Source organism: Sulfitobacter sp. 1A12157, assembly GCF_043557345.1.
Taxonomy (GTDB): Bacteria; Pseudomonadota; Alphaproteobacteria; order Rhodobacterales; family Rhodobacteraceae; genus Sulfitobacter.
Genome location: NZ_JBIFFV010000003.1, coordinates 382,792 through 405,639, shown reverse-complemented (window position 1 = coordinate 405,639; position 22,848 = coordinate 382,792). Strand labels below are relative to the sequence as shown.

Below are 22,848 nucleotides of genomic sequence, written 5' to 3'. Positions count from 1 at the left end.
CAAAACCTGCAAGTGCTCATCTTAATGAACCGTGATCTCGAGCGATGACCCACCTGTGGCCTACGCCGGATGCTTACGGTACGCCCGCCCAGGCGGACGCAGTTCGAGCGCTGGTTCGGAACCCCACCGGGTATGGAGGCCCAGGTCGATTTTGCCGAGTTTAAAGTTGAGTTCGCCGACGGACTCAGTGGTGTGCGAAAGGTCTAGCTGGTCTCGATGGTGCTCGGGCACAGCCGCTGGCTCTGGGGCCGGTTCGTCGCCAGCCGGGATCTGCAATCGGTCCTGCGCTGGCATAACGCGGCTTTCTCGGACATGGGCGGCGTGCCTGAGGAGATCCTCTATGACCGGATGGAGACTGCCGTGGTCGGCGAGGACGAGGCCTTTGGTTGGCTCCCGGTGCGGAAGTAAAAGGCTTCGAGAATCAAGTGAGTGCTTTTTCCAGAAGCAACGAAAGGTATTTGGGCCCACCATCATCCATGAACAGAACATTCCTATCTTCAAGCTCTGATTTCGAAGTGAAGCCGGATACGTTGAGCATATCGTCAAACTTCGTCACAGACAGGATGAATGCATTCAAAGTGATCATTTCGTCTCCTAACTGCTTCTCTATCTCTTTTACTCCTTTGTATAAGCCAAATTTTGGGTCGGAAATGTTCAGATTTCGAATGCCCTTTGGATCGATAAATGACAGCCATTGCTTGCCGGTGGCATCGTCGACCAGCCACAGCAGAAAGTCAGGATAAAAATTACCAGCCAAGGCGAACCCAAGCCCCTTAGCGCGATTGTCCGCGTTGCGCAGCAGATATAGGCTACGACCTCGAAGCCTCTCCTTCCCAAATGGAGATTCGTAGAATGCCATCATGTCTTCGACGAATCGGACCTCGCTTGGCTCCCCAAGGGCTAGCGGCCGCATCTTAAGCGGGACTACCGCATCTTTGATGGGAGAGAGCAGCGGATAATACAGATGCTGGCCAAAGCTGACCGCGACCATATGTGGTGCATTCCACTTGCTGGCTTCGCCAATTTTTCCAGAAGTAACGAGAGCGGAGAGGGCTTCAAGTTTTGTCTTGTACTCAAGACCGACGTCGGTGTTTTCGATTTCGAACTGGTACAGCTTAATTATCGAACCGGCATCCTTGGTAACAGGTGCGACATCATAGTACATGCCTTCATACGCCGCCTTCAAACCTCGATAGAAACGGTCAGTGTAATCGGTGAGTAGCTGAAGCATAACATTCTGCTGACGCTCTACATCGGAAAAACTCGACACTTCCAGTTCCGCCTGGGGAATAAAAAGGGTGTACCAGCTGTCGTCTCCAAGACAGAACTGGTACAGGCGCTCTCGGTCGACCTTCAGATTGCTCCAGCCTTTCAAAAGCTTGTACTCTTGCACGGCGGTAAATACTGCATCCCAATCAAAGCAGGCGATTGCTGCTTTATTGAGTTTGCCGCGGTTTCGCCCGTCCGACCCGTTTGCAGTAGTATTGACCGACGTTGTGATCGCTTCGATACGAGGATAGAGGTCGAGCGCCACGTGCGGAGGTTTGATCTTGCCTACGAACTCGGTAGGGATCTCATAGAGCGTCGGAAAATGGGCACGTTTGAAACCATTGATCTGATTATCTTTATAGCCGTCTCTCAGATTCAGTGTCTTGAGCCGAGTTCCGGAGGGAAGGTTCGTTCTTGTCGGGAAATCAAGCTGAATAATCTCGTCGCTCGGCGTTATGCCCTCCTCCTTTAGGTAGTCCTTGAAGGTGGCCATATAATTCGCCCGAACGCCGAATATGTTCAGCGTTTCAAGCAGTTCCATGTGCGTGCCCCTGGGGCGATCCGCCGGCATTGAGCGCTTTAGCGACATGCCGCGTCCTTTGAGGCGGACGCCACGGCCAAACAGCTGAATGATCTGCGAGCCTTCGCCTTGTCCCATGTTGAGCAGACCCATGGTCGACACCCGCCAGCTTGACCAACCTTCCGTGAATTTCCTGGACCCGATCAAGACATTTAGCTTGCTGTCTTTCTCGTTGATCGTGGCAAACATCCCGGCTCCGAAATCGTCCGTTTCCGTGTCGAATTCATCGTTCTCCTCAGCATTTTTGAAAAACTTAGTGTCGTCGCCAATGTTAATTAGGCCGAAGGGATCAGACGATCCGACGCGCAAGGCCAGTTCGCCCTTACTGTTGCGCAGGTTCACTAGCTTCAGTCGCTGACGGGCATCGGCATTGAACATCCGTTTCAGGATATCGTCATAGATCGTCGCGGCTTCGTGGTGCATAAGGGGCATGAACCGCCCGGCGAAAATGTCGTTTCCTTTCGGATCCAGCAGCCGTGCTTTATCGGCAACGAGGTCTGTGATCCATGTCGTGGCCTCGGCAGGATGGTTTAAGAACCAGGCGAGGAACTTGATGACCTCGAGGATATCGCTGCCCTCGCCGGCCACCGTATTGCCAACGAAAACCCACAGGGGCTTCTCAATGTTGAAATCCGCGATCTCATCGTGGTGAGTGTCCCACAACCAGAGCTGCTGGTAGAAACTCAGCAGACAAGCTGTAAGATACAGTTCGCCGTGCTTGTCGTACCCTTTGTCGTTCAGGTTCAGGATTAGTGATTCTTTCCCATAACCGTCAGCGTAAAAATACTTGTAGCTGTAGTCGATTAGCACTGCTTTAGCATATGATTCACGGATACCGTCAACGCGCGCACGTGTCCTGTTTTCGGCCGTCAGCTGCAACTGCGCGCGTTCCGCGTCGTCCAATTGCCTCAGTGTCTTGTCGAACAGCCGCTTGGCCTTTGCCTTCAGGATGTCTTCCTCAGCCTTGGCGACGGTCGTGCCCTTAGCGACGGACTGGCTGAAGGTTGCGCTGTATTCAAAGGCAAACCCGCCCTTCACCAGCGCCGCGCGCCGTGACATCCAGACGCCGCCCGCACTGCCGGTGCCGCGGTGGCCTTCGTCGACCAACACCAGATTGTCGCCCTCGAACGCGCCCGTGGCGACGGTCTTGTCGCCCATTTCATCAGCCAGTTTCGTCACCTCAATTACGTCCACCCAGCCTTTTAACAGCGATCCAGACTGGTTCTTGTCGAAGACGCGAGCATTTATGCCGGACTGGCGAAACTCTTCAAGATGCTGGCGGGACAGACCCTCGTTCGGCGTCAACATGATGACCCGGTCAGGAAATAGATGCGAGTTTCCTGCTTGGAAGTAATGCAGATACTGCAAGATGTTGACATGCAGGAGAAGCGTCTTGCCGCTGCCTGTCGCGTTCCAGAAGGCAAGCTTATTTAGGTCGTCGGCGCTGTAATCCTTGAACGCCTCGGCGCCGTCCTCCGCTCGATACTCGGCCATCTGCGCGTTCAGCCCATCCAGCAAGTCTTGGCGTCGGTTGAAATACCAGTCGAGGTATATCTCCGTGAACAAAAGCGACAGGTACTGGAAATACTTCATCGTAAAGATTTCACCCGTCGCCATATTGCGGCGATGGGTGATCTTCTGCCAGTGAGTGACGATGTTCAGGTCATAGCGGCGCAATTCGGCCTCGCTGATCCGATCCATGTTGAACAGATTACGCGTCAACTCGTGGAAGAACTTCGTCTGGCCGTCGTCGTCGATGCCCTCATGGCGGTCATCGCCCAACCGTGCCTTCAGGGTCATCAGGCCATCACCGTGGAAATGGCTCAGCATCCATCGGTTCAGCACCAGCTCCTGATGAAAGGTGCGTTTCTTCTTCGGTTTCCGTGCCATCAGACGTCATCCACGTTGAACATGGCGTCTAGGAAGGCGGGTTCGATTTGGCGCAGCATCAGTTTCTTGGTGGTGCTGCCCGCTTCCTCGGTGGTTTCAACAACGGAGGGGATGTTGTGGTCGCCGTTGATGTAGACCACGTCGTATTCGCTGTCGGCGGGGGTGATCGCCAGCTTGTCGCACAGGCGAGACAGCTCCTCATAGTTGATCCTCTCGCAGTCGCGCCACAGAATCAGGGTTTTTTCGCCCGTGGGTAACCAACCGTCAACCGTGGTGAAACCGTGTTCGAGCTGGATATCGATGGCGCGGACGGTCAAACCAATCAGGTAATTGAAGGTCTCGACCAGATCGATCCCGCGCTCCTCCCAAGCGCCGGCGCTGTCGACGGCGACCTTGAGCGTGTAGTTAAAGGGCTTGCGAAAATCTGACACGGACAGGAGCGATCTCTTTGTTTCGACATCCAGCATGTAGCGCATCAGATAATCGTCGCGCTTTTCTGCGCTGAACTCGCTGAGCAACCTGGTCTGCGCGTCCGACCGTTTTAGGTTAAGGTTGTTAAGGACATCTTCATAGCTCTCGACCTTGAGCACCTTGAAACCATGGCTGATGCCTGTTTCGGGGGCGGTGGGTTTGCCTTCGGACCAGTCGGCGGAATAGACAACCTTCATCATGCGCGGTTTCAAAACGGTCTCGAAATACTCGCCTTGTTCTACCAAGGCATATTTTCGCTTCCCGTTATCGGCGCGATTCAAGTTTATGATCGCATGCCCCGTGGTGCCTGACCCCGCAAAAAAATCCAGAGACTTGGAATGGCGTTCGGAAGCTCCACCGATGTATACGGCATCACTGACCACATGGATAGACTTCGGATATGAAAAGCTCTTTCCCTCAAAGAAATGCTTCAGAAAATTCGAACCATGCTCTGTGGCAGAGTGTTTAGCGTCAGCCCATGTCGACACTGAAACAACGCCGTCGTTATTTGGTCGCCGCTTGTAATAGACGTAGTCCTTTCCCGAGCGATCTTTACGCACTGCAAGTTGGTCCAAAGATACCATCACTGTATCGCCCTCCCACCGCCATGTTTTCTGGTCGCCGTCATCATTATCCGGATAGACGGCCACTTCATCAGGCCGCGGGTCTTCGAGAACAGTCCAAGAATTGTTCTCTTCAGCCCATTCCATTTTCGGTACGCGGATAGACTGTCCAGATAGGTATATTGGATAGTAGAGCCTGCTCCGTGCCGCCCGGTCTGAGTTTGAACCTTCACGCCGAAGATTCCGCCACTCAAACGGGCCATCTTGGTCGATCTGATTAAAGCGGGCTTTCTGAGCATCTGTCGGAGGAAGGCGCCGGATAAAAGACTCATCGGATCGGCCTAATGCTATCATGTATTCATGAGAGACTGAGTAGCCTGTCTTCATCGGTCTTCCCGATGGGTTGGCGCGGACAGCAAATGTGCCCAAGAACTTCTCAAAGATTTCTTCGGCCAAAAAGCTAAGTTCACGGAATTGAGCGTCGTCGATTGCCGCAAAGAGAACGCCGCTTGTCTTCAGTAGCGGCTTTCCAGCCCTTAGGCGACTATCAAGCAAAGTAATCCAACTGGACGATTTATAGCCATTTTTGTAATCGATGGCAGATGCGTCAGTGTTGTACGGAGGATCGATGTAGATGCAGTCGAACTCGTCGCGATACCGCTCCCCCAGCAACGTCAGCGCCTGAAAGTTATCCCCATGCACAAGCAGTCCGTCGAGGCTGGCATCCAGATTGGGGATCGCTTTCAATAGGTCGGCCCGGAACCCCGCATCGAACAGCGCGGTGTCCACCATCAAGAAGGGAGCGGCCTTGAGATCCTCGACACGGCCCGCCGTTGCCGACATCCACAGACCTAGATTATGCCACTGAACCCATTGCGCCGAGTTCGCCGCAATGGTGGGGTAAAGCGCTTCCGGTACCCTGTCCAGCGTCACGCAATAGTGCGCGGCCACCACGAATTTCTTCTTAAGCCACAACTTCTTCTGGAAATTCTCGATGCTGGCCAGAAAGATGATCAGATCCAGCGCGATGGCACGCAGGCACTGAATCATATGCAAGCTTTTCTCAATGGCGGCAAAGGCCTCGGCCTCCTGCACATCGTCCAGGTTCATCACCTCGTTCTTAATGTAAAAATCCAGTTCCCGCCGCAGGAAGCCGCCCAAATCTTTGTGGATGAAATAATCGGCCGTGTTTTTCTGGGTGTAGGTTGTCAGGTTCTTTTCCAGAAGCGTGCGGTTCGGCTTCTTGTCCGTTGGCGCACGCGCCGTCAGCGCTTGCCAGCGTGCCTTGACCGCCTCGTCATCGAGGACTACCGAAACGGCCTCATCGACCAGCGCCTCTTGCCTAGTGCGTTTGGGGTGCGGTGTATAGTCGAACCGGATCACCAGCGCGCCGTCTTCCTCCGCCACCGGCGAGATCGTTTCCTCATAAGTTTCGCCATCTTCATCCGTCCGGACGACGGTGCGGGCGGTAGCCAGAACGAAACGGCGTTCCTTATCGTTGTCCTTCCGGTTGTCCTTGGCCGTGTCGGCCGCGACAAGGCGGAAGTGGACTGCGCGGCCATCGTCCAATTTGAAGCTGAAGTCGGAGAAGGATTCGCCCGACTTGGTGTAGTACTGATCGCGGTTCGCCCAATGCAGCATTACCTCTTCGCCGGCATAGGGAATGGCGTAGGTATCGCCCTTATAGCGGCGCATGCTGAGGAAGTCGCCCTTGTTGTAGTAGCGCGAAAAGAACGTCAGCAAGTGCGAGAAGACTTGGTTCTCATGCACGGACGCGCCAGCGTTGGCGGCTGCAAGCTGCGCCCGAAGCTCTTGGACCTTGGGTGACTGGTCTGCGCTTATGCCAGCATCCTCGGCTGCCTTTTCGGCTCTGGCGATGTCGGCTTTGAGCATCTCGGTATTTGCCATCGTCCCGGCTGCCAGCGCCTCCACTACCCGTGCCTTAAGGCGTTTGGTCAGGTAGTTTTCGATCTCGCCAGCGCGGGCGTTGAGAATGCGATAGACGCCAAAATCAAGGTCGGGCCGGTCGATCTGGAAAATTTCGCGCAGCTTGGCAACGAGGGCATCAAAATTGCTCATTGTTCTTCTTATCCTTGATGTGTCTAGCCTGGATTACACGACCGCCTAGCGGATCGTAAACTGAGTTTCGACCGGGTGGCCTTAGCTGAGGCTCTTTTGGCGCTAAAGAACAAGTTATTCCGTTTGTAGGCGACCTCGTCTTCCAGATTTATGATTTTATGCCGGTGGTTGCCCTAGCTGCGTTCCAGCTCTTGAGGTTTCGGCTGGAGGGTGGCGATCTCTTCGAGCGATGTAGCGTAAGGCTTCGGCGAATGCCGTGGGCGCGCCGTATTGATCAGAGGCGTTTGGGTGCGGCTTTTGGTTTACGCGGTTTCGGGACCCGTTTTTTGGCAAGACGCTCGAAGTTATCTAGGATGCGGCCGATCTCTGCCTCATTCGGGTCGAACTGCCCCCCATACCATTCCAGCATCTGGTTGTGTTCTTCGTGTTTGGGGTCGGCTATGGCTTCGAGGAAGTCAGCGTAGCCGGAGAAGCCACCCACATCCCCGGGAGGGCAAGCACCGATAGCCCTGACAAGGCGTGGATATGCAGCGCCCGTGATAGAGCCATCGATTTTCTCGATCTTGATCACGTGATGCCAGTTGTCGCCAAAGTCATAGATGTAATGGATGGTCTTGGTTCCCACATCTTCGATCACGTCAAGCAGGCTGGTTTTGGTGGCGGGCATCGGGCCATCGTAAAAACCATCTGGATCTGGCACGCCCCAGCCGCTGCCGCCGGCCCTGAACTCATACAGGTGACTGTCGGTCCATCCCATGGCAGCCTGGATCACATCATGCAGGCGGTTCAGCTTGATCTTGAGGGGCACGTCAAAGCGTCGAAGCACCCGAGGCTCGACATCGGACAATGTGACCTTGAGGCGCGCGACCAGCGTCATGCAGCAATCCTCTTCAATTCCATGGCGGTCTTCCAATTCCAAGGTAACAGCTCTGGAAAGCGTGACACAGGCATATGGGGCAGTCGCGCCAAGACGTCTGCCATCCTTGCCTGCGGGGCGATGTCGTTCATTTTTGCCCTTTCGATGAGGGTATACATGAAGGCTGCTCTTTCGCCACCGCGTTCAGACCCTGCAAAAAACCGTGACCTTCTGCCCAATGCGATCCCCTCTGCGCGCCCGTTCGGCGGCATTGTTCGTAAAGCAGAGACGCCCGTCATCGAGGAAAGCGGAGAAGGCCTCCCAGCCACCTGTCCCCTCGAGCATGTAGTCGATCGCCTTGGCAACAGGGTTGTGCTTTGACATCCGAGCCCGCTCGGCCAATTTCCAATCATGCACATATCGGTACAAGTTTCGCTGGTGCTACCAAGCCACGTTAGAGCCGCGGATCAAAGAGATTAAAGAAACCGCATCTCGCGTATGGGAGGAAGCCGCGCTGTAGATTTCCCCACATCGGACATTCGATGCCGAACCTAGCATAGCTAGGGTGCGGAAGTGAGGTGGAAGCCTAAATCTCTGGATTGTTTGAATCGACCTGTACCGAGGGCACGATTTCAGACAATTTTCGCGTCATGCTCTTTGGCTGCTGCATATCGGGTAGAGCTCTCATAGCCAGTTTCATGGGCATTTGGCCTGCCATTCCGCTAAATATGCAGGTTCCCGTTGGCAGCGTGGGGATCGACTCCTCTGTGATTTTATCTATGTATGATACGGCCGTAGCAATGGATTGTAGATCGCGGTGATTGATTAGCCGATGAATGAAGTAATTATGGGCTTGTGAGGTGATCGTTTGGGATATGTCACTCGGACGCTGACTTGAGACAGTTACAAACACCCCGAATTTTCTGCCTTCTTTGATGATTTCTTCGAAGGTTTCCAGCCTGTAGTCCTTCCAGCTTTCCGCTTCTCGAGATGACTCGTTAGACAGGATATTGTGGGCTTCATCTATTACGATAGTCAACGCAGTGGCCGTATCCGCTCGATCTTTTTGTTCCTGATAGATCCGCTTCGAGATCAAAAGAGGAAGCGTTTTCTTCATTTCAATGTTGACGTCGTGGAGGTTGATTACGATAACGTTCTTGTCGAACATGTCACGAACATTTAGGGGGTCAAGTACCTTTCGGATGTCGCCCTGTTTGCTCTTTAGCTTATTGATTGCCGGGGCGATATGCTCATTCTGAGCGCGATTACTCAGTACGTCCCAAACCAGTTGAACATAACAGATAGAGATGAAGTCCAGAATAATGTCTTTGGCAAATTGGAAGCGATCGACACGTCGGTATAACTCGGTATTTAGTATTTCGTCAGGATGTGATCGTAGAAAATTACCGTTGCCTTTGAACTCCGCCATCGTATTGTGCCATTCGAGATCGATATCTAGCGGCACACTCACACCTTCTTCAATTCGTTCAGGTAACAGCTGACGCATATAGTCAATCAAAAGGGTTGCTCTCTCTTTGTCGGCCATCTGCAATATTTGTTTAATTTGCATTCGCAGGATGTTATGGAGGTGCTCCTGCCCCCGGAGATCATTTCCTATCCTTTTCGCCTCATCCAGAGCGCGTCGTATGAATGGCCGTTGCGTCTTTTCGGTTGCGTCCGCGAGGATTGCTATTGTCTCGAAGTCAAGGAATCCAGAGTTAGACAGTGGTACTTTGTCTCCTTGATCGTGTCGGGTCGAGAGATTGTAGACCGTCTTTTCCGACGTTAGGCAATTCTTCCGAGAATACTCCCCGTTGAAGTCGAAGAACACAATTCGGACACGCTGATCGAATAAATTTTGATTTCTTTGTCGCATGGCTTTGATATAGCTCTGGTACAACAAAGCAACCGTGTTCGATTTCCCGCTACCAGTATTTCCGAAAATAGCGATGTGACTGTTCATCAAGCCGTCGACAGGGAGGTTAATTTCAAATCCCTCATAGTCCGATACCGCTACATTGAGGGGTATCGTATCTTCCGAGACGAGATTATGAATTTGGTGTACTTTCTCACTCGTCAGCAAGTAGGCTTCGTTGCCGACCAATGGTAATTCTTTGGTGCCGCCATAGAACGTCCCGGAATGGTCGACATAGCCTACAAGAGTAATTGACAGTGACCTTTTTAAATTGGGCACCTTGCTGGCTTCAGATACATAGGTCATGTCGGGGCGAGCGAATTCACCATCAACCTTTCCTATCAAACTGAAAAAACCCTTTCTGATTTCGATATAGCTGCCTACTGCGACGTTGCGGATCAAATCACCGTTAAAAAACAGTTCGGATAGGTTCTTATCCTTGTCCATCGTCACTGAGATATTGCGGCCGGTAACCTCTGTCACCTCGCCAACCCTGAGTACAGCTTCTTGCTGAAGGCGAGCATCAATCATGATTAGCCTTGGGGATCATGCCGATCATATCGAAAAGAGAGTTTAGTTCCCGAAAGCCAATATGCCGACCTTTTTTAGGTTTGATTATCAGAACATTGCGGTGGGCTGAGAACTTCGCCTCGAAGTTGGCAGCGCCACTCTGATTAAAGGCAAATATCACGACCTTTGCGGTAGGATTGCGTAAAGCTCGTCGGGTGATGTCCAAGATATGCTCGTCGGCAAATGAAAAACCAAATACGAAGAGTAAGGCATTCTCCATTTCCATTGCGTTCGTGTATAGGCGCAAAAGGTCAAAATAAACTCTATCCAATAATGTAGACTCGAATTTCCGCATGTTAGGTAATATCACAGCTCGCTTCGAAAGCGCATCCTTTACGTCTTGTGGGTTGTTTTTCTGAACCGTTGTGAGTTCAACTTTTTCTGCTTGTCCAAGTTTGATCTTCTCATCGGCCTGACGCTTCCACGAGATCGATCCATGCACTTTGATTAAGTTCACAGTCGGTACTTCGGATTGATGCTGATAAACTGCACCAGACCTGTAAACTCTGTCAAAAAATAACTCCGGTGCATACTCGAAGCCTGCGTTGCCTATACGCCGGTTGAAGCCGTCGTTCAGAACCAACGTAGGAAGATGCGATGCAGCAACCTCAAAAAACTCGTCGTAGTTGGTTGTGAAAACGTTGGCCTGGCGGGGCAAAAGGATGTTTTTGCGCTCAAATAGAATGCGGTCGATAGAGTTTAAAAAACGAAGGTAATTCTGGAGCGTCGTATCCGTATCGTCGCCCTCTGTGTACCCGGTGGGCAGAAACCCATTCTGGTATTCCAGTTCTTCGATGAAGATCAGAGCTTTTTTGTTTGCTTCCTCATGTTCCGAAGCAGCGAGATGTTGGTCGATTTCCTGTTCTACAGCGCCAGCAAGCTCGATCGCAGGCATCGACGCGCCAGAGCCGAATAGAAAATTGAGGTGTGCTGATTGAATGTAGCGCTCCAAGAGCGGTGCTAATCTCTCCGGTTCGTTAAGTTCAAGAATTTCCATGCTCTATGCTCTTCTAAACAAATTCTCGAGGAGCATACGTCAGATTTCCCGTTGTAAGGAAGGTCTGCGGAATAAATTATATGGGGTATAAAAGGGCAAGTCGGGTTTTATCAGCAAAGGCGTTTTAACTGTCTGCTTTAGTACACCAGCTATGTTGATCATGGACAAACAGAGAAAGTTCGGTTTCTGCGCCAACTACATGTACTGAATTGACTGGATCGCGGCCAACTATGGGCTCGTCTCGGGCTGGAAGCGGTCATTGTTTGCGGTACGGCGAACGTCCGCTCCGTCCCGCATAGCTCTTTTCCGGGACTAAAATGAGCGGATGCCGATGCCGTCGCTTTCGTTGGCGGGTAAGCGTGTAGCTCTATAACATGCTGACCTACTGATAGTCAGGATTCTGGGTAACAGTAGGATAATCAGTATGTAAAGCATGGATATACTAATGCGGTTAGATGGGGAGATTTCCATAAATACTCGGCCTTTACTGCGCGCAATCAATCAATCAGTAGGTTTAATACCCCCTACAAAGGTTCGAGTCCCTTCACCCGCACCACTTTTCCCGGTAAGCCACAGATTACGCAGGATTTTCGCGCACGGACCGCTTCAGCCCAGCACCGTGAGCCAAAGCCATACCGTCAGGATCGAACTGCCCGTCGCGATCAGCACCGAACTGGCCGCCACACGGCGCGCACGGCCGTACATATTAGCGAAAATATAGGCGTTGAACCCCGGTGCCATGGCCGCGGTCAACACGCCGGACCGGAAACCGGCCTGCGGCAGCGACAGCATTGTGCCAAAGCTCCAAACCAGCGCGGGGTGCACCAGTAGGGCGATGGCGCAGACCATGAGGATCGCCTTCATGTCGCCTTCGGGCTTATATTGCAGCAGCACGCCGCCTAGCGCAAAGAGCGCGGCGGGCAGGGCGGCGCGGACGATGAGCGACAGCGCGTCATCCACCACACCGGGGATCGGCAGGCCGCTGAGGTTGACGGCAAAGCCGCCGAGGATCGCCAGAACCAGCGCGTTGCGAAACATCGCCCGGCTCACGTTGCGCAGCAGTGAGAGGCCCGATTGGCCGCGGTTGCGCACGAATTCCATCACCGTGATGCCCAAGCCGTAGCAAAAGGGCGCGTGGAACGACAGGATCGCATAGTTCCCGGCCAGCGCCTCGGGCCCGTAGGCGCGTTCGGTGATTGGCAGGCCCAGCAGGATCGAGTTCGAGAACAGGCAGCAGAAGCCGATCGCCACGCTGTCTTCCCATTCGCGGCGGAACAAGAGCCGCGCGCCAAGGATGCCAAGCGCAAAGCAAAGCGCCGCGCCGCCATAGAAACTGCCCAAAAGGCGAGGGTCATAGCTGCTTGATAAGTCAATGCGGGCGATGGCTTGGAACAGCAGACAGGGGATGGCGAAATTCTGGGTGAATTTCATCACCCCGTCGATACCAGTCACGGGGAAGAGCCCGCGCCAGACCGCAACATAACCAAAGCCGATGACCAGAAAGACCGGCAGGATGACGTCTAAGAGAGTTTGCACTTGATAGGGGCCTTATGGGGGTGCGGCGGGGGCGCCGACCCTTAGGCCCGCGCCCGGCGCTGCCTAGTCTGAATGGGGAAGGGGGAAATGAAGGGTCAGCCCGTCATAGGCCGGTTGAATGTGATCCGGCGTCTCTGCGGCGACGGTGTGATAATCGAGGTCGTTGTGCATATTGGTAAGCACTGCCGTCTGCGGCGCCACCCGGTCGATCCAGCTAAGCGACTGCGCCAGATGGCTATGGGTCGGATGCGGCTCCCGCCGCAGTGCGTCGACGATCCAGCAGCGCAGGTTGTCCATCATCGGCCAGCAGGCCTCGGGGATGGCCGAGACATCGGGCAGATAGACGATATCGTCAAAGCGAAAACCAAGCGCGTCGATATTGCCATGGGTGACGGTGAAGGGCGCGAACTTCAGCCTGCCGCCCGGCCCGTCGATGCTGACCTCGCCGGTGATCTCATGCATGTCGAGGATGGGCGGGTAGCTGGACCATTCGGGCTGCACGAAAGCATAGCCAAACCGTTCGATCAGCGCGTCCCGCGTGGGTGCATCGGCCCAGACCGGCAGCCGCGCGCGCATGTTCATCACCACCATGCGCAAATCGTCCAGCCCGTGAACGTGATCCGCGTGGGAATGGGTATAGACCACCGCATCGAGCCGCCCGATGCCTGCGTCCAAGAGTTGGCTGCGCATGTCGGGGGAGGTGTCGATCAAAACGGTGGTGGTGCCTGCCTCCGTCACCCGCTCCACAAGGATCGAGCAGCGGCGGCGGGTGTTCTTGGGTTCATTCGGGTCGCAAGCCCCCCAGTGGCCGCCGATCCGCGGGACCCCGCCGGAAGAGCCGCAGCCCAATATGGTCACCCGCAGGTCGGCCATCAGCGCGCAGGCTCCCAAGCGGCGGCTTTCGCGAAGAGACGTTCAAAATTCTCCTGCGTGCAGGCCGCAAAGTCGGCGTAGTCGAGGCCAAAGGTCTCTGCCGCGCGGCGGGCGGTATGGGCGGTGAAGGCAGGCTCATTCGGTTTGCCGCGATGCGGCGGCGGGGCGAGATAGGGCGCGTCGGTTTCCACCACAATTCGGTCGAGCGGGGCGGCAGCGAAAATGTCGCGCAGCGCCTGCGATTTGGGGAAGGCGGTGATGCCGGACATCGACAGGTAGAACCCCAGATCGAGCGCGGCACGGGCCAGTTCAGCGGAGGAGGAGAAGCAATGCATGACGCAGCTATAGGCGCCATTCGCATGTTCCTCGCGCAGGATGCGGGCCATGTCGTCATCCGCATCGCGGGCATGGATGATCAGCGGCAAGCCACTTTCCCGCGCCGCCGCGATATGGATGCGCAGGGAGGTCTTTTGCACCTCGGCGCTCTCGGCGGTGTAGTGGTAGTCGAGGCCCGTCTCACCGATGCCGACCATCTTGGGGTGCTGAGCGAGGGTCAGAAGGTCGTCGACCGAAGCCATCGGTTCTTCCGCGGCGGACATCGGATGGGTGCCTGCGGCGTAGAACACCGGCGCATGCGCCTCGGCAATGGCCCGCACGCTGGGCTCGTTCTTCAGCCGGGTGCAGATGGTGACCATGCGGGTGACGCCGGCCTCCGCCGCACGGGCGATGACGCCGGGCAGGTCTTCTTGCAGGCTCTCGAAGTCGAGGTGGCAATGGCTGTCGGTGATCTGGGGCGTGTCGGTCATGCTGTCCTTTCGGCTATCTTGGCGCCGTCTGGCCTATCTGCCGCAGGGTATCTAGGACCAGCGCGGCAGGGTCAAGGTTCACCGCCAGCCCGTGACGGGCGCGGTCGGATATCTGCTGCGCCGCATCGGCCCATGCGCGCCCCTGTGCGGGGCTGGGCGAGAGGCGTTGCAGCACCGCGATCTCATCAGCGCAGGCGGGCTGCGCGGGCGGCGCACCTGTGGCCCCGGTACGTGCCAGACGCACCAGCAGCAGGTCCAAGAGGGTAAAGAGCAGGTCGAGTTTCGCCTCCCCCCCGCGCTGTGCTGCGGCTTCGGCCAGTTTGATGGCGCGGCCCCGGTCGAGTTGCGGCAGCGAAGAGATCAGCCCGACGAGATCGGCATAGGTTTTCACCCCGCCCATCAGCGACAGGCGCAGCGCCCCGCCGACCGACCCGCCGGAAAGCTCGGCCAGTGCGGCGGGATCGTCCTCGACCTCCACACCCGAGCCGGCCAGTGCCTCGGCCATCTGATCCGCGTCGAGCGTGCCGAGCCGCAGGGTGCGGCAGCGCGAGCGGATGGTGGGCAACAGGCTGGAGGGTTGGTGGCTGAGCAGCAGCAGGACGGCGCGCTCGGGCGGTTCCTCCAGCATCTTGAGCAGCGCGTTGGCGGCGTTGGGGTTCATCTCATCCGCGTCGTCGATGATGACAACGCGGCGTCCCCCATCGGCGGCGGACATCTGGAAAAAACCGTTCAGCGCGCGGATGTCATCGACGACGATCTGCTTGCGCATCTTCTTGGTGTCGGGGTTCAGCGTGCGGGTGACGGATTTCAGCCCCGCCTCGGCCCCGGCGGCCACGCGGCGGGCGACCGGGTGCTCGGCGTCGATCTCAAGCGTGTCGGCCGGGGGCAGGTCGAACATGCCGCCATCCGGGTCGGGGGTCGCCAGAAGAAACCGCGCGATGCGCCAAGCCAGCGTCGCCTTGCCCACGCCGCGCGGGCCGGTCAGCATCCATGCGTGGTGCAATTTGCCGCTGTTGAAAGCGTCGAGAAAGGCAGTCTCGGCGGCGCTTTGGCCGATCAGTTTCGGCGTGTCGCGCGGGTGGCGGGCACCTTCCACACGGTCTGGCTGGGGGGCGTCGTCTGTCATGGCCTCGGTCTAGCATGTTTCGCCGCAGAGGGAAGCGGGCAGGGCGCGTGGATCAGCCCAATCGCGCGGTGACGCAGGCGGTCACGTCACGGGCCACGCTGTCGATGTCGCGGCCCCCGTCGATCACATGGAAGCGGTCGCAGAATTCCTCGGCAAGGCTCAGAAAACCCGCGCGCATCTTGGCTTGAAGTTCCACGCCGAAATCCTCGAACCGCTCCTCTGCCGTCTGGCGCGAGAGGGCGCGTTCAAGGCCATGGGCGGGGTCCATGTCGATCAAGAGGGTCAGGTCAGGTTCCACCCCGATCATCAGCGCGTGCAGGTCATCGACCATCTGCCGCAGATCGCCGCGCGACAAGCCCTGATACATCCGCGTGCTGTCGGCGAAACGGTCGCAGATCACGATCTTTCCGGCGGCGAGCGCGGGGCGAATGGTGCGTTCCAGATGATCGCGGCGGGCGGCGGTGAAAAGCAGAATTTCCGTCTGCGCCGACCAGCGGTCGGGATCGCCCTGCAAAACAAGCGCGCGGATTTCCTCGGCCCCCGGGCTGCCGCCCGGCTCGCGGGTCAGTACCACGTCATGGCCCTGTGCCGTCAGATGCTCCGCCAGACGCCGCGCTTGGGTGGATTTGCCGGAACCGTCAATGCCTTCGAACGTGATGAAGAGGCCCGGCGCGCGGGCCTTCTCTGCGCTGGTCACGAAGCTTCCGCTTCCACGCTGGGGGCCGCCTGCGGCCCGGCGTTGAGGCGGTTCATCAGATGCAGGGCGGCGGCGGTCATCTTGACCATGAACCCGCCCGGCGCGATGGAGTTGGAGGCCACCAGCGGCACGCGCATCGCGGGCAAATCGCCCCGGTCGACCACCAATTCGCCCAATTCGTCGCCCTTGCTGATCGGCGCTTGGAACGGGCCGGTGTAGATCACTTCGGCCTCGATCTCATCGCCGCCGGTGACGGGCACCAGCATCGACAGATCGTCTTTCAGTTCAAGCCCGACCGATTGGGTCGTGCCAAGGGCCACAGGGGCTTCGGCGATGCGGGTGCCCGCGTTGCCCAGATCGCGCTGCGTGAACTGACGGAAGGCCCAGTTGACCACCGATTCAGCCTCCTGCGCGCGGGCGGCGGCACTGTCGAGACCCGAGAGCACAAAGATCACCCGGCGGTCGCCCTGTTTGGCCGAGCCGACCAACCCATAGCCCGCCTCATTGGTGTGGCCGGTTTTCAGGCCATCCGCGCCGATGCCAAGCCCCAAAAGCGGGTTGCGGTTGGTCTTGTTCTGCGGCGCGCGGCCATCAAAGGCGAACTCGCGTTCGGCGAAAAGCGGGTAGAACTGCGGATAGTCGGTGATGATCCGATTGGCCAGCAGCCCCAGATCGCGCACCGACATCAGATGCCCCGCCTGTGGCCAGCCGTTGGAATTGGCGAAGGTGGAGTTGGTCATCCCCATCTGCTGCGCGCGTTGCGTCATCAGCCGGGCAAAGCCGTATTCCGTGCCATCGGGGCTCAGCGCTTCGGCAATCACGGCGCTGGCGTCATTGCCCGACAGCACGATGATCCCGCGAATGAGGTCTTCGACCGACACGCGGTCGGTGGTGTCAAGGAACATGGTCGAGCCGCCGTAGGACATGGCGTGTTCCGAGACGGGCAGTTTCTCGACCAGATCGAGCCCGCCGTTCTGCTTGCCACGTTCCACGGCCTCGAAAGCCATGTAGAGCGTCATCAGCTTGGACATGGAGGCGGGCGGCAGCGGCTCATCCGCGTTCTTGGCCAGCAGCACGGTGCCGGTGGTCTGGTCCAACACATAGGCGGCGGTGGCGCGGGTATCGAAAGCGGCGGCAGGCTGGAGCGTCAGCACCAGCGCCACGGCGGCGGCAAAAAGGCGGATCATAGGAAGCATTTCCTCCGGTTTGTCAGTTCGACACAGCGTAGGCGTCGGTAAAGCCCTCGGCCTTGACCTTCTTGAGAAGGGCGTCGAGTTCGGATTTGCTGGTGGCGGGGCCGATCACCACGCGCCAGAAGGGTTTGTTGTTGATCGCGCTTTGCTTGACGGTGGGCACCATGCCCGCGCCGCGCATCTGTTTGGCGGTGCGGGTGGCATTGGCCTCCACGCTGAAGATGCCCAGTTGCACATAGGGTTTGGACAGTTTCGCACCAGCCGCCGGGCGCGCCGGTTTCGGGGCCGCAGGGGCGGGCGGTTTGGCCGCCGGTTTGGCGCTCGCCGGGGCAGGGGCTGCAGTGCTGGCCGTTGCAGCTGGCGCCAGTGCCGTGGCCGTCACGGGGGCGGGGCTGGCGAGAGTGGCCGCAGCGTCGCCACTGTTTTCGGCCTCAAAGCTCTCTTCCGGGGCGGCGCTTTCTTCGCGGCGCAGGGCGGTCACGTTCAGCGGCGTCGGAGCGCCCGCCAGAATGCCAAGCGCGGCGGCGGCATCCGAAGAGATTTGCAGTTTGGGTCCGGGCAATTCACGCTCACGCCGGAACAGGGCACCGATAACGAATTTCCCGTTCGCCTCATTGCGCACGATCACGCGCTCGGGCTCGGTCACATCCGGATGCGCCACCCAGACCCCGCCGAGCGAGGGGCGCCCGTCCCAAAGACCCTCATCCGTGGCCGAGAAAACCTCGGGCGCTTCGACATCACGCTCCACCAGTTTGGTCGAGGTGCTGCGCGGCGCGCTGGCGCCTTCGTTTGCACCGAAGGGGAGTTTGAAATCACCGCCCTCGCAACCGGCCAGCAACCCAACTGCCAGAATGCCCACGCCCAAGCCCGCCGCGCGGCTTTTCTTGATGCGCAACGGTTGATTGTCCCTGCTCATGCCCTTGATGTCCTTGCCTGCTGTCGTCGCGCGCCGCGACCCATGTCCCGCGAGAATGTCGCGCCGTTGGATCGGCACGCCCTTCGCCCCTCTGAAAGGGGCTTTGGCGCAGAGTAACCCGACCGGGCGGCGCTTGAAAAGACCGCGCAGGGCAGATCGGCGAATTTCCCCAAAGGGGGCGCGGGGGCTGGCCGCGAAATGTGCGTTTGCCGAATCGATCCCGGCGCTCTAGGAGGAGCGTGCTGCGGAGGAGTGGCAGAGTGGTCGAATGCACCGGTCTTGAAAACCGGCGTGCGTGAGAGCGTACCGTGGGTTCGAATCCCACCTCCTCCGCCAATTCATCCCTATTGGATTTGATTGGAACGGGGGCAGCGACCTTGTTGTCGTGTTTGTAGAAAAATTTAGCCCCGTATCGGTTCTCTTATCTTTCTTCTTACCTGACGGGGCGCAAGCCTTTTATGGTAATTTTGGGCGGCGTGAGCGCTTATCCGGATTGAATTGAAAATACGCTGCTAAACCATCCGGCCGTGCTCGACGTAGCCGTTATCGGCATTCCACATTAGGTTTTTGGTGAAGCCCTGCATGCTGGCCTGCAGTTCCTGCCAGATGTCGACGCTTCAGATGACCTGCGTGACGCCTTGTTTGAATTTTGCGAAAAAAGCTGTCTTAGATCAAATGCCTACGGAGTATCGACGGAGGGATGTGAAGTAAATTGCTTGATGAGACCAAACATAACGCCTGCGTTCGGCATTGAGCTATCTGACCCCGGCTGATTACGGCGAACCCTGACCTCCGCAATCGCTCGCCTTGCCGTGCGAGATGAAAGCGCCGCGTGTTTGGCCATTCCTCAACCTGCGCCAATTGGCGTCAACACTTACGGCGCTCAGGACGGGGCTGGATAAAAGCTCAGCCGCAGGTCATGCCTCCAATCGAACGCGAGTTGGTTTGCGGGTGTGCTGCAAGCTATCGAAATGACTAATCTCCCGCTTCTAACGCCGCGTGATCAAACCCACAGACCAGAAAAAACCACAGCAAGCCCACCTGCGCAGAGCGCGAGCGTCGGCAAGGGCCGTCGTGCTCCGATCAAACCGGATGAAAGCAGGGTCAGCCCCAATGCGACACGACCCGCCGCGAATAGAGCTGCCAGTGGGGCGTCCGAAAGGCTCAGCATATCCGGGTTTGCGACCATGCCGAGCGGGATGATGTAGAGCCCAATGCCGAGCGCCATCGCTGTCAGAGCGACCTTCAGCCAATTCTCACCAATCATTCCCGCGGCGATAAAAACAGCGCCGCAGACCGGAGGGGTGATTGTCGACAGAAGCGCGAACCAAAAGACGAAGAGATGCGCTTGGAGCGGCGACAGACCCAGTTCGATGAGCGCAGGCCCGGCGACGGAGACGCAGATCACATAGGCCGCCGTGGTGGGTACTTCCATGCCCAAGATGAGGCAGGCAAGCGCAGTAAGCAGCAGGGACGGCCAAAGAAGCCCCCCGGACCCCGCCAAAATGAGAGAGGTGATCTTCACGCCAAGCCCGGTGATCGACAGCACACCGATGATGATTGAGGCGCAAAGGATGATGGAGGCGATCAGAGCGACCTGCCGCGCGGCATTGAGAACTGCGCTTGCCAGTCGCGTGGCGATCTGGCGCGGCTCGAAAGTGAGCTGCGCGTTGAAGAACAAGAGCAACGCCGCGGCAAGGATCGCCATAGCCGCCGCATATTCCGGCGTGAACTGCGCGACGAACATCCCCCATAGCAGAACCCAAAAAGGGACGAGGAAGAAGAGCGATGTGACCACCACGTCGCGCAGTGCAGGACGATCCGCCTCTGCGATACCTTTGAGGGAGAAGCGCCGCGCGTAGGCGTTGATGCCAACCCAGACCGCCACGAAGTAAAGCACCGCAGGAAGCGCGGCGGCAGCCATGATGCCGGTGTAGGGTACGCCGGTCAGTTCGACCATCACGAAAGCGCCTGCGCCCATCAGGGGCGGCATGATTTGCCCCCCTGAGGAGGCCACGGCCTCGACCGCGGCGGCGAGGCGTTTGGGATAGCCGAGTTTGGTCATCGCAGGCAGGGTGATCGCGCCGGTGGACGCGACATTTGCAGAGGCTGAGCCAGAGATCGACCCAAAGAGTGCCGACGACAAAACAGACACTTTCGCCGCGCCGCCTTTCAGCCGGCCCGCGGCGGCGGCGGCGACATTCATGAAGCCTTCCCCCGCTTCACCGGCGTTCAGAACTGCGCCGAAGATGACAAAGATCGCCACGACAGAGACCGAGACACCGGTGAGCGTTCCCCAGATGCCGCCCTCAGCGATGGTCAGTGTTCCGAAATAGCTTTCTATTGGCGTGCCGGAATGCCCGAACTCGCCGGGAATATGCTGCCCAAACAGCCCATAGAGCAGGGCCAGAGCGGCGACCAGTGGCAAGGGCCAGCCGATCACGCGCCGCGCCGTTTCCAGCACCACCAAAAGCAGGGTCACCGCCACGGCGAGCTGGAAGTTGCTCTCGATGAACCCGTATTGATCGCCAAGCGCATCGCTGTTGATTGCCACCCAAAGCGCTGCGGCGATGCCCAATGCCGCCAATATGCTTCCGGTGATCCGCCGCAGCGGGGTCTGCGCGTCAAAGACCAAGGCGAAGGGCAGGATAAAGGCCATATGCAGCGGCCTGCTGATGAGGTTCGGCACCAGCCCCGAAAACACCAGCGCCAAGTGATAGCCAACCAGCGCGATGGCCAGCGCGATCCAGAAACTCGCCGCCAATCGGCTTTCGGGGAGGTTTGTCATCTATGGGGGTCCGGCTTTGGCTGGGCAAGCGCGGCGCGGAAAACCCGCGCCGCGCGTCCTGTTATTGCGAGGTCTCTGTCGCGATCCCGGCTTCTTCGTAATAGCGCAGCGCGCCGGGGTGCAGTTCAGTGGTGATATTGGCCATCAACTCGGGCGTGACATTGCCCCACCACGGCGAAGTATCGGCCATCTTGGCTTTGTTTTCCCAATAGGTCTTCGTCAGTTGATAGGCCGTCTCATCGTCCATCTTGGTTGTCGTGAAGGCGACCACGGGCAGGGACGTTGTGGTGACATCTTGCTCTTGCCCCGCATAGGTGCCTGCCGGAATGACAATGCGGGTCCGTTTGGATTGGGTGATCTGCGCGTCCGACAACGGGATCACGGTAACGGGGGTGGAAGCGGCGGCTTCGACGACATTTGGCGCCGGGAAGGAACCCGCTGTGACAAACCCGTCAATCTGCCCGTTTTTCAAAGCGGCCACGGCGTTGCTCAATTCCGCATCCGCGATCTCGACACTGTCCGCCAGTCCGAACATATCCAGATACTTCGCGCCTTCGGTCGCGCCGAAAGACCCTTTGCCCAGCAGGATGCTTTTGCCTTCCAGGTCGGCAAGCGCAGTGGCGCCGCTGTCCTGAGACATCACGAAATGCATGGTCAGCGACGGGATCGGGAAAAGCGCGCGAATCTCATCGAAAGCAGGTGCGGTCTTGCCTTCAAACATGGCTTTGCCGTTCTGTGCCAGACCAACGAGGGAAGGCGGGGTGGTAAAAACAAAGTCGGCCCCACGCGCGCGGACTTCCATGACGTTCTGAACCGACCCTTGGCTCTCTTCCACGGTAACCGAGATGTCTCCGCCGCTGCCCGCTTTCATGGCTTCGGCAAGCTCCACGCCCATTTGATAGTAGGACGAGCCCGATTTGGCCGACTTATAGGTCACTCTGGTTTCGGCGCTCGCGGCACCCCCCACAAGCCCCAGGGCCAATGCCGCACAAATAGTCTGTCTCAACGCATTCATGGTTTTTCCTCCTCCAAGCGCAAGGCCAACGTTCTCCCGGCGAAACTTATGCCGGGCTGCCTTTAGGTGACTTTCTGGCAGCACACTACGGCATTGTCGAGAATGAGGTTTCGCTGTCGGGAGGGCTCGTGAACCAACACGGCGGTCCGCTTTGGTCTCGCGGGGGCGAAGGTATGTGACGAGGGCAGAGGTCGGCGGTTTGCTGCACCCCCGCAGCAAGTTCTGCGGTGCGCGCATCACAGGCCATAAGGGGGGCGGAGATATCGACGCTCAAACCGCGAAGAGGCGCCGCCGCCTGCGCTTCTTCGCAGATCACTCGGGCAAGGCGCAGATCGTCAGCTATCGCCCTTCAAAGGATCATGGCCCCAATTCATCAGCGAATAGCGCCATTTCGAGTCTTCAACACCATCCTTCGGCCCGCCTTGGGAGAGGTGTCGTTTGATATAGCCAACGACGGTTGCCATGTGATCCCACTGATCGTCGGTCAGGTCGTCCTTGTTGGTGCGTTTGATCTTGACGATCCGGCGGCCGGATTTGAGCCCGGTGCTTTCACCGGTTCCGCTGTCGCCCACGGACTTGGAGTCCTCGGTCTCCAACCAGTCCTCCAGTTCCGCCGGTGCCATGTTCACCAGATCGCGCCACTCGTCCCAGATTTCGTCCTTCGATTTCGATGAAGACATTTTCTTTCCCCACTTCATTACTGGGAAG

16 protein-coding genes, 1 tRNA gene and 2 pseudogenes are annotated in these 22,848 nt (G+C 57.6%); 3 read left to right on the top strand and 16 right to left on the bottom strand.

What is annotated here, in order from left to right; genetic code table 11:
• Window positions 1-99: 99 nt before the first annotated feature.
• Window positions 100-378 (top strand): annotated as a pseudogene (locus ACGYLC_RS08580) (DDE-type integrase/transposase/recombinase); the annotation flags it as partial.
• A 43-nt stretch (window positions 379-421) separates the two neighbouring features.
• Here the strand turns inward: ACGYLC_RS08580 and ACGYLC_RS08575 are convergent.
• The 13 genes and pseudogenes from ACGYLC_RS08575 to ACGYLC_RS08515 form a co-directional block, all read right to left on the bottom strand.
• On the bottom strand, window positions 422-3,739 hold the full coding sequence (locus ACGYLC_RS08575) for a DEAD/DEAH box helicase family protein (protein WP_394422573.1): 3,318 nt from the start codon (window positions 3,737-3,739) through the stop codon (window positions 422-424).
• Window positions 3,739-6,852 carry a site-specific DNA-methyltransferase gene (locus ACGYLC_RS08570; RefSeq protein WP_394422571.1) on the bottom strand — a complete coding sequence of 1,038 codons (3,114 nt, stop codon included), beginning with the start codon at window positions 6,850-6,852 and terminating at the stop codon, window positions 3,739-3,741. Before ACGYLC_RS08570 ends, ACGYLC_RS08575 begins: the two co-directional genes overlap by 1 nt.
• A 274-nt stretch (window positions 6,853-7,126) precedes the next feature.
• Window positions 7,127-7,729, bottom strand: coding sequence for a plasmid pRiA4b ORF-3 family protein (locus ACGYLC_RS08565; protein ID WP_394422570.1), 603 nt, complete (start codon window positions 7,727-7,729; stop codon window positions 7,127-7,129).
• Window positions 7,726-8,125 (bottom strand): annotated as a pseudogene (locus ACGYLC_RS08560) (transposase); the annotation flags it as partial. The gene ACGYLC_RS08565 and the pseudogene ACGYLC_RS08560, both read right to left, overlap by 4 nt.
• Before the next feature lie 169 nt (window positions 8,126-8,294).
• Complete coding sequence (locus ACGYLC_RS08555) at window positions 8,295-10,154, bottom strand: ATP-binding protein (RefSeq protein WP_394422569.1); 1,860 nt, start codon at window positions 10,152-10,154, stop codon at window positions 8,295-8,297.
• Complete coding sequence (locus ACGYLC_RS08550; protein ID WP_394422568.1) at window positions 10,147-11,190, bottom strand: SIR2 family protein; 1,044 nt, start codon at window positions 11,188-11,190, stop codon at window positions 10,147-10,149. The genes ACGYLC_RS08555 and ACGYLC_RS08550 overlap by 8 nt, the downstream gene beginning before the upstream one ends.
• A gap of 606 nt (window positions 11,191-11,796) precedes the next feature.
• The gene (locus ACGYLC_RS08545; protein WP_394422567.1) at window positions 11,797-12,726 is read right to left on the bottom strand and encodes an AEC family transporter; all 930 of its coding nucleotides are present in this window, start codon (window positions 12,724-12,726) and stop codon (window positions 11,797-11,799) included.
• 63 nt (window positions 12,727-12,789) lie between these two features.
• Window positions 12,790-13,599, bottom strand: coding sequence for an MBL fold metallo-hydrolase (locus ACGYLC_RS08540; RefSeq protein ID WP_394422565.1), 810 nt, complete (start codon window positions 13,597-13,599; stop codon window positions 12,790-12,792).
• Window positions 13,599-14,405 (bottom strand): TatD family hydrolase, encoded by an 807-nt coding sequence (locus tag ACGYLC_RS08535; protein WP_394400615.1) that lies wholly within the window; start codon window positions 14,403-14,405, stop codon window positions 13,599-13,601. The genes ACGYLC_RS08540 and ACGYLC_RS08535 overlap by 1 nt, the downstream gene beginning before the upstream one ends.
• Before the next feature lie 13 nt (window positions 14,406-14,418).
• The gene (locus tag ACGYLC_RS08530) at window positions 14,419-15,531 is read right to left on the bottom strand and encodes a DNA polymerase III subunit delta' (RefSeq protein WP_394422564.1); all 1,113 of its coding nucleotides are present in this window, start codon (window positions 15,529-15,531) and stop codon (window positions 14,419-14,421) included.
• Window positions 15,532-15,583: 52 nt separating this feature from the next.
• On the bottom strand, window positions 15,584-16,228 hold the full coding sequence (gene tmk, locus ACGYLC_RS08525; protein WP_394422562.1) for a dTMP kinase: 645 nt from the start codon (window positions 16,226-16,228) through the stop codon (window positions 15,584-15,586).
• Window positions 16,225-17,415, bottom strand: a complete 1,191-nt coding sequence (locus tag ACGYLC_RS08520) for a D-alanyl-D-alanine carboxypeptidase family protein (RefSeq protein WP_394422561.1) — start codon at window positions 17,413-17,415, stop codon at window positions 16,225-16,227. The genes tmk and ACGYLC_RS08520 overlap by 4 nt, the downstream gene beginning before the upstream one ends.
• Window positions 17,416-17,437: 22 nt before the next feature.
• Window positions 17,438-18,337: an SPOR domain-containing protein gene (locus ACGYLC_RS08515; RefSeq protein WP_394422559.1), complete on the bottom strand. Its 900-nt coding sequence runs from the start codon at window positions 18,335-18,337 to the stop codon at window positions 17,438-17,440.
• A 246-nt stretch (window positions 18,338-18,583) separates the two neighbouring features.
• Here ACGYLC_RS08515 and ACGYLC_RS08510 point away from each other — a divergent pair.
• Window positions 18,584-18,673: transfer RNA gene (locus ACGYLC_RS08510), tRNA-Ser, on the top strand.
• Between the two features lie 161 nt (window positions 18,674-18,834).
• Entirely contained in the window at window positions 18,835-18,900 is a 66-nt protein-coding gene (locus tag ACGYLC_RS08505; RefSeq protein ID WP_394422584.1) for a hypothetical protein, read from the top strand.
• Window positions 18,901-19,340: 440 nt separating this feature from the next.
• Here the strand turns inward: ACGYLC_RS08505 and ACGYLC_RS08500 are convergent, their stop codons facing one another.
• The 3 genes from ACGYLC_RS08500 to ACGYLC_RS08490 all read right to left on the bottom strand — a co-directional run bounded on the left by ACGYLC_RS08500 (window position 19,341) and on the right by ACGYLC_RS08490 (window position 22,820).
• Window positions 19,341-21,125, bottom strand: coding sequence for a TRAP transporter permease (locus ACGYLC_RS08500; protein ID WP_394422558.1), 1,785 nt, complete (start codon window positions 21,123-21,125; stop codon window positions 19,341-19,343).
• 61 nt (window positions 21,126-21,186) lie between these two features.
• Window positions 21,187-22,140 carry a TAXI family TRAP transporter solute-binding subunit gene (locus ACGYLC_RS08495; protein ID WP_394422557.1) on the bottom strand — a complete coding sequence of 318 codons (954 nt, stop codon included), beginning with the start codon at window positions 22,138-22,140 and terminating at the stop codon, window positions 21,187-21,189.
• Between the two features lie 335 nt (window positions 22,141-22,475).
• A complete protein-coding gene (locus ACGYLC_RS08490) occupies window positions 22,476-22,820 on the bottom strand; it encodes a DUF3140 domain-containing protein (RefSeq protein ID WP_394422556.1) in 345 nt (114 codons plus the stop codon).
• Between the last annotated feature and the right edge of the window lie 28 nt (window positions 22,821-22,848).

Bases quoted from the DNA above. Each gene is read 5' to 3' on its own strand.
- ACGYLC_RS08540 (WP_394422565.1), bottom strand. From the start codon at position 13,599: ATGGCCGACCTGCGGGTGACCATATTGGGCTGCGGCTCTTCCGGCGGG.
- ACGYLC_RS08490 (WP_394422556.1), bottom strand. From the start codon at position 22,820: ATGTCTTCATCGAAATCGAAGGACGAAATCTGGGACGAGTGGCGCGAT.
- ACGYLC_RS08520 (WP_394422561.1), bottom strand. From the start codon at position 17,415: ATGATCCGCCTTTTTGCCGCCGCCGTGGCGCTGGTGCTGACGCTCCAG.
- ACGYLC_RS08555 (WP_394422569.1), bottom strand. From the start codon at position 10,154: ATGATTGATGCTCGCCTTCAGCAAGAAGCTGTACTCAGGGTTGGCGAG.
- ACGYLC_RS08570 (WP_394422571.1), bottom strand. From the start codon at position 6,852: ATGAGCAATTTTGATGCCCTCGTTGCCAAGCTGCGCGAAATTTTCCAG.
- ACGYLC_RS08575 (WP_394422573.1), bottom strand. From the start codon at position 3,739: ATGGCACGGAAACCGAAGAAGAAACGCACCTTTCATCAGGAGCTGGTG.
- ACGYLC_RS08500 (WP_394422558.1), bottom strand. From the start codon at position 21,125: ATGACAAACCTCCCCGAAAGCCGATTGGCGGCGAGTTTCTGGATCGCG.
- ACGYLC_RS08530 (WP_394422564.1), bottom strand. From the start codon at position 15,531: ATGACAGACGACGCCCCCCAGCCAGACCGTGTGGAAGGTGCCCGCCAC.
- ACGYLC_RS08495 (WP_394422557.1), bottom strand. From the start codon at position 22,140: ATGAATGCGTTGAGACAGACTATTTGTGCGGCATTGGCCCTGGGGCTT.
- ACGYLC_RS08535 (WP_394400615.1), bottom strand. From the start codon at position 14,405: ATGACCGACACGCCCCAGATCACCGACAGCCATTGCCACCTCGACTTC.
- ACGYLC_RS08565 (WP_394422570.1), bottom strand. From the start codon at position 7,729: ATGACGCTGGTCGCGCGCCTCAAGGTCACATTGTCCGATGTCGAGCCT.
- ACGYLC_RS08515 (WP_394422559.1), bottom strand. From the start codon at position 18,337: ATGAGCAGGGACAATCAACCGTTGCGCATCAAGAAAAGCCGCGCGGCG.
- ACGYLC_RS08550 (WP_394422568.1), bottom strand. From the start codon at position 11,190: ATGGAAATTCTTGAACTTAACGAACCGGAGAGATTAGCACCGCTCTTG.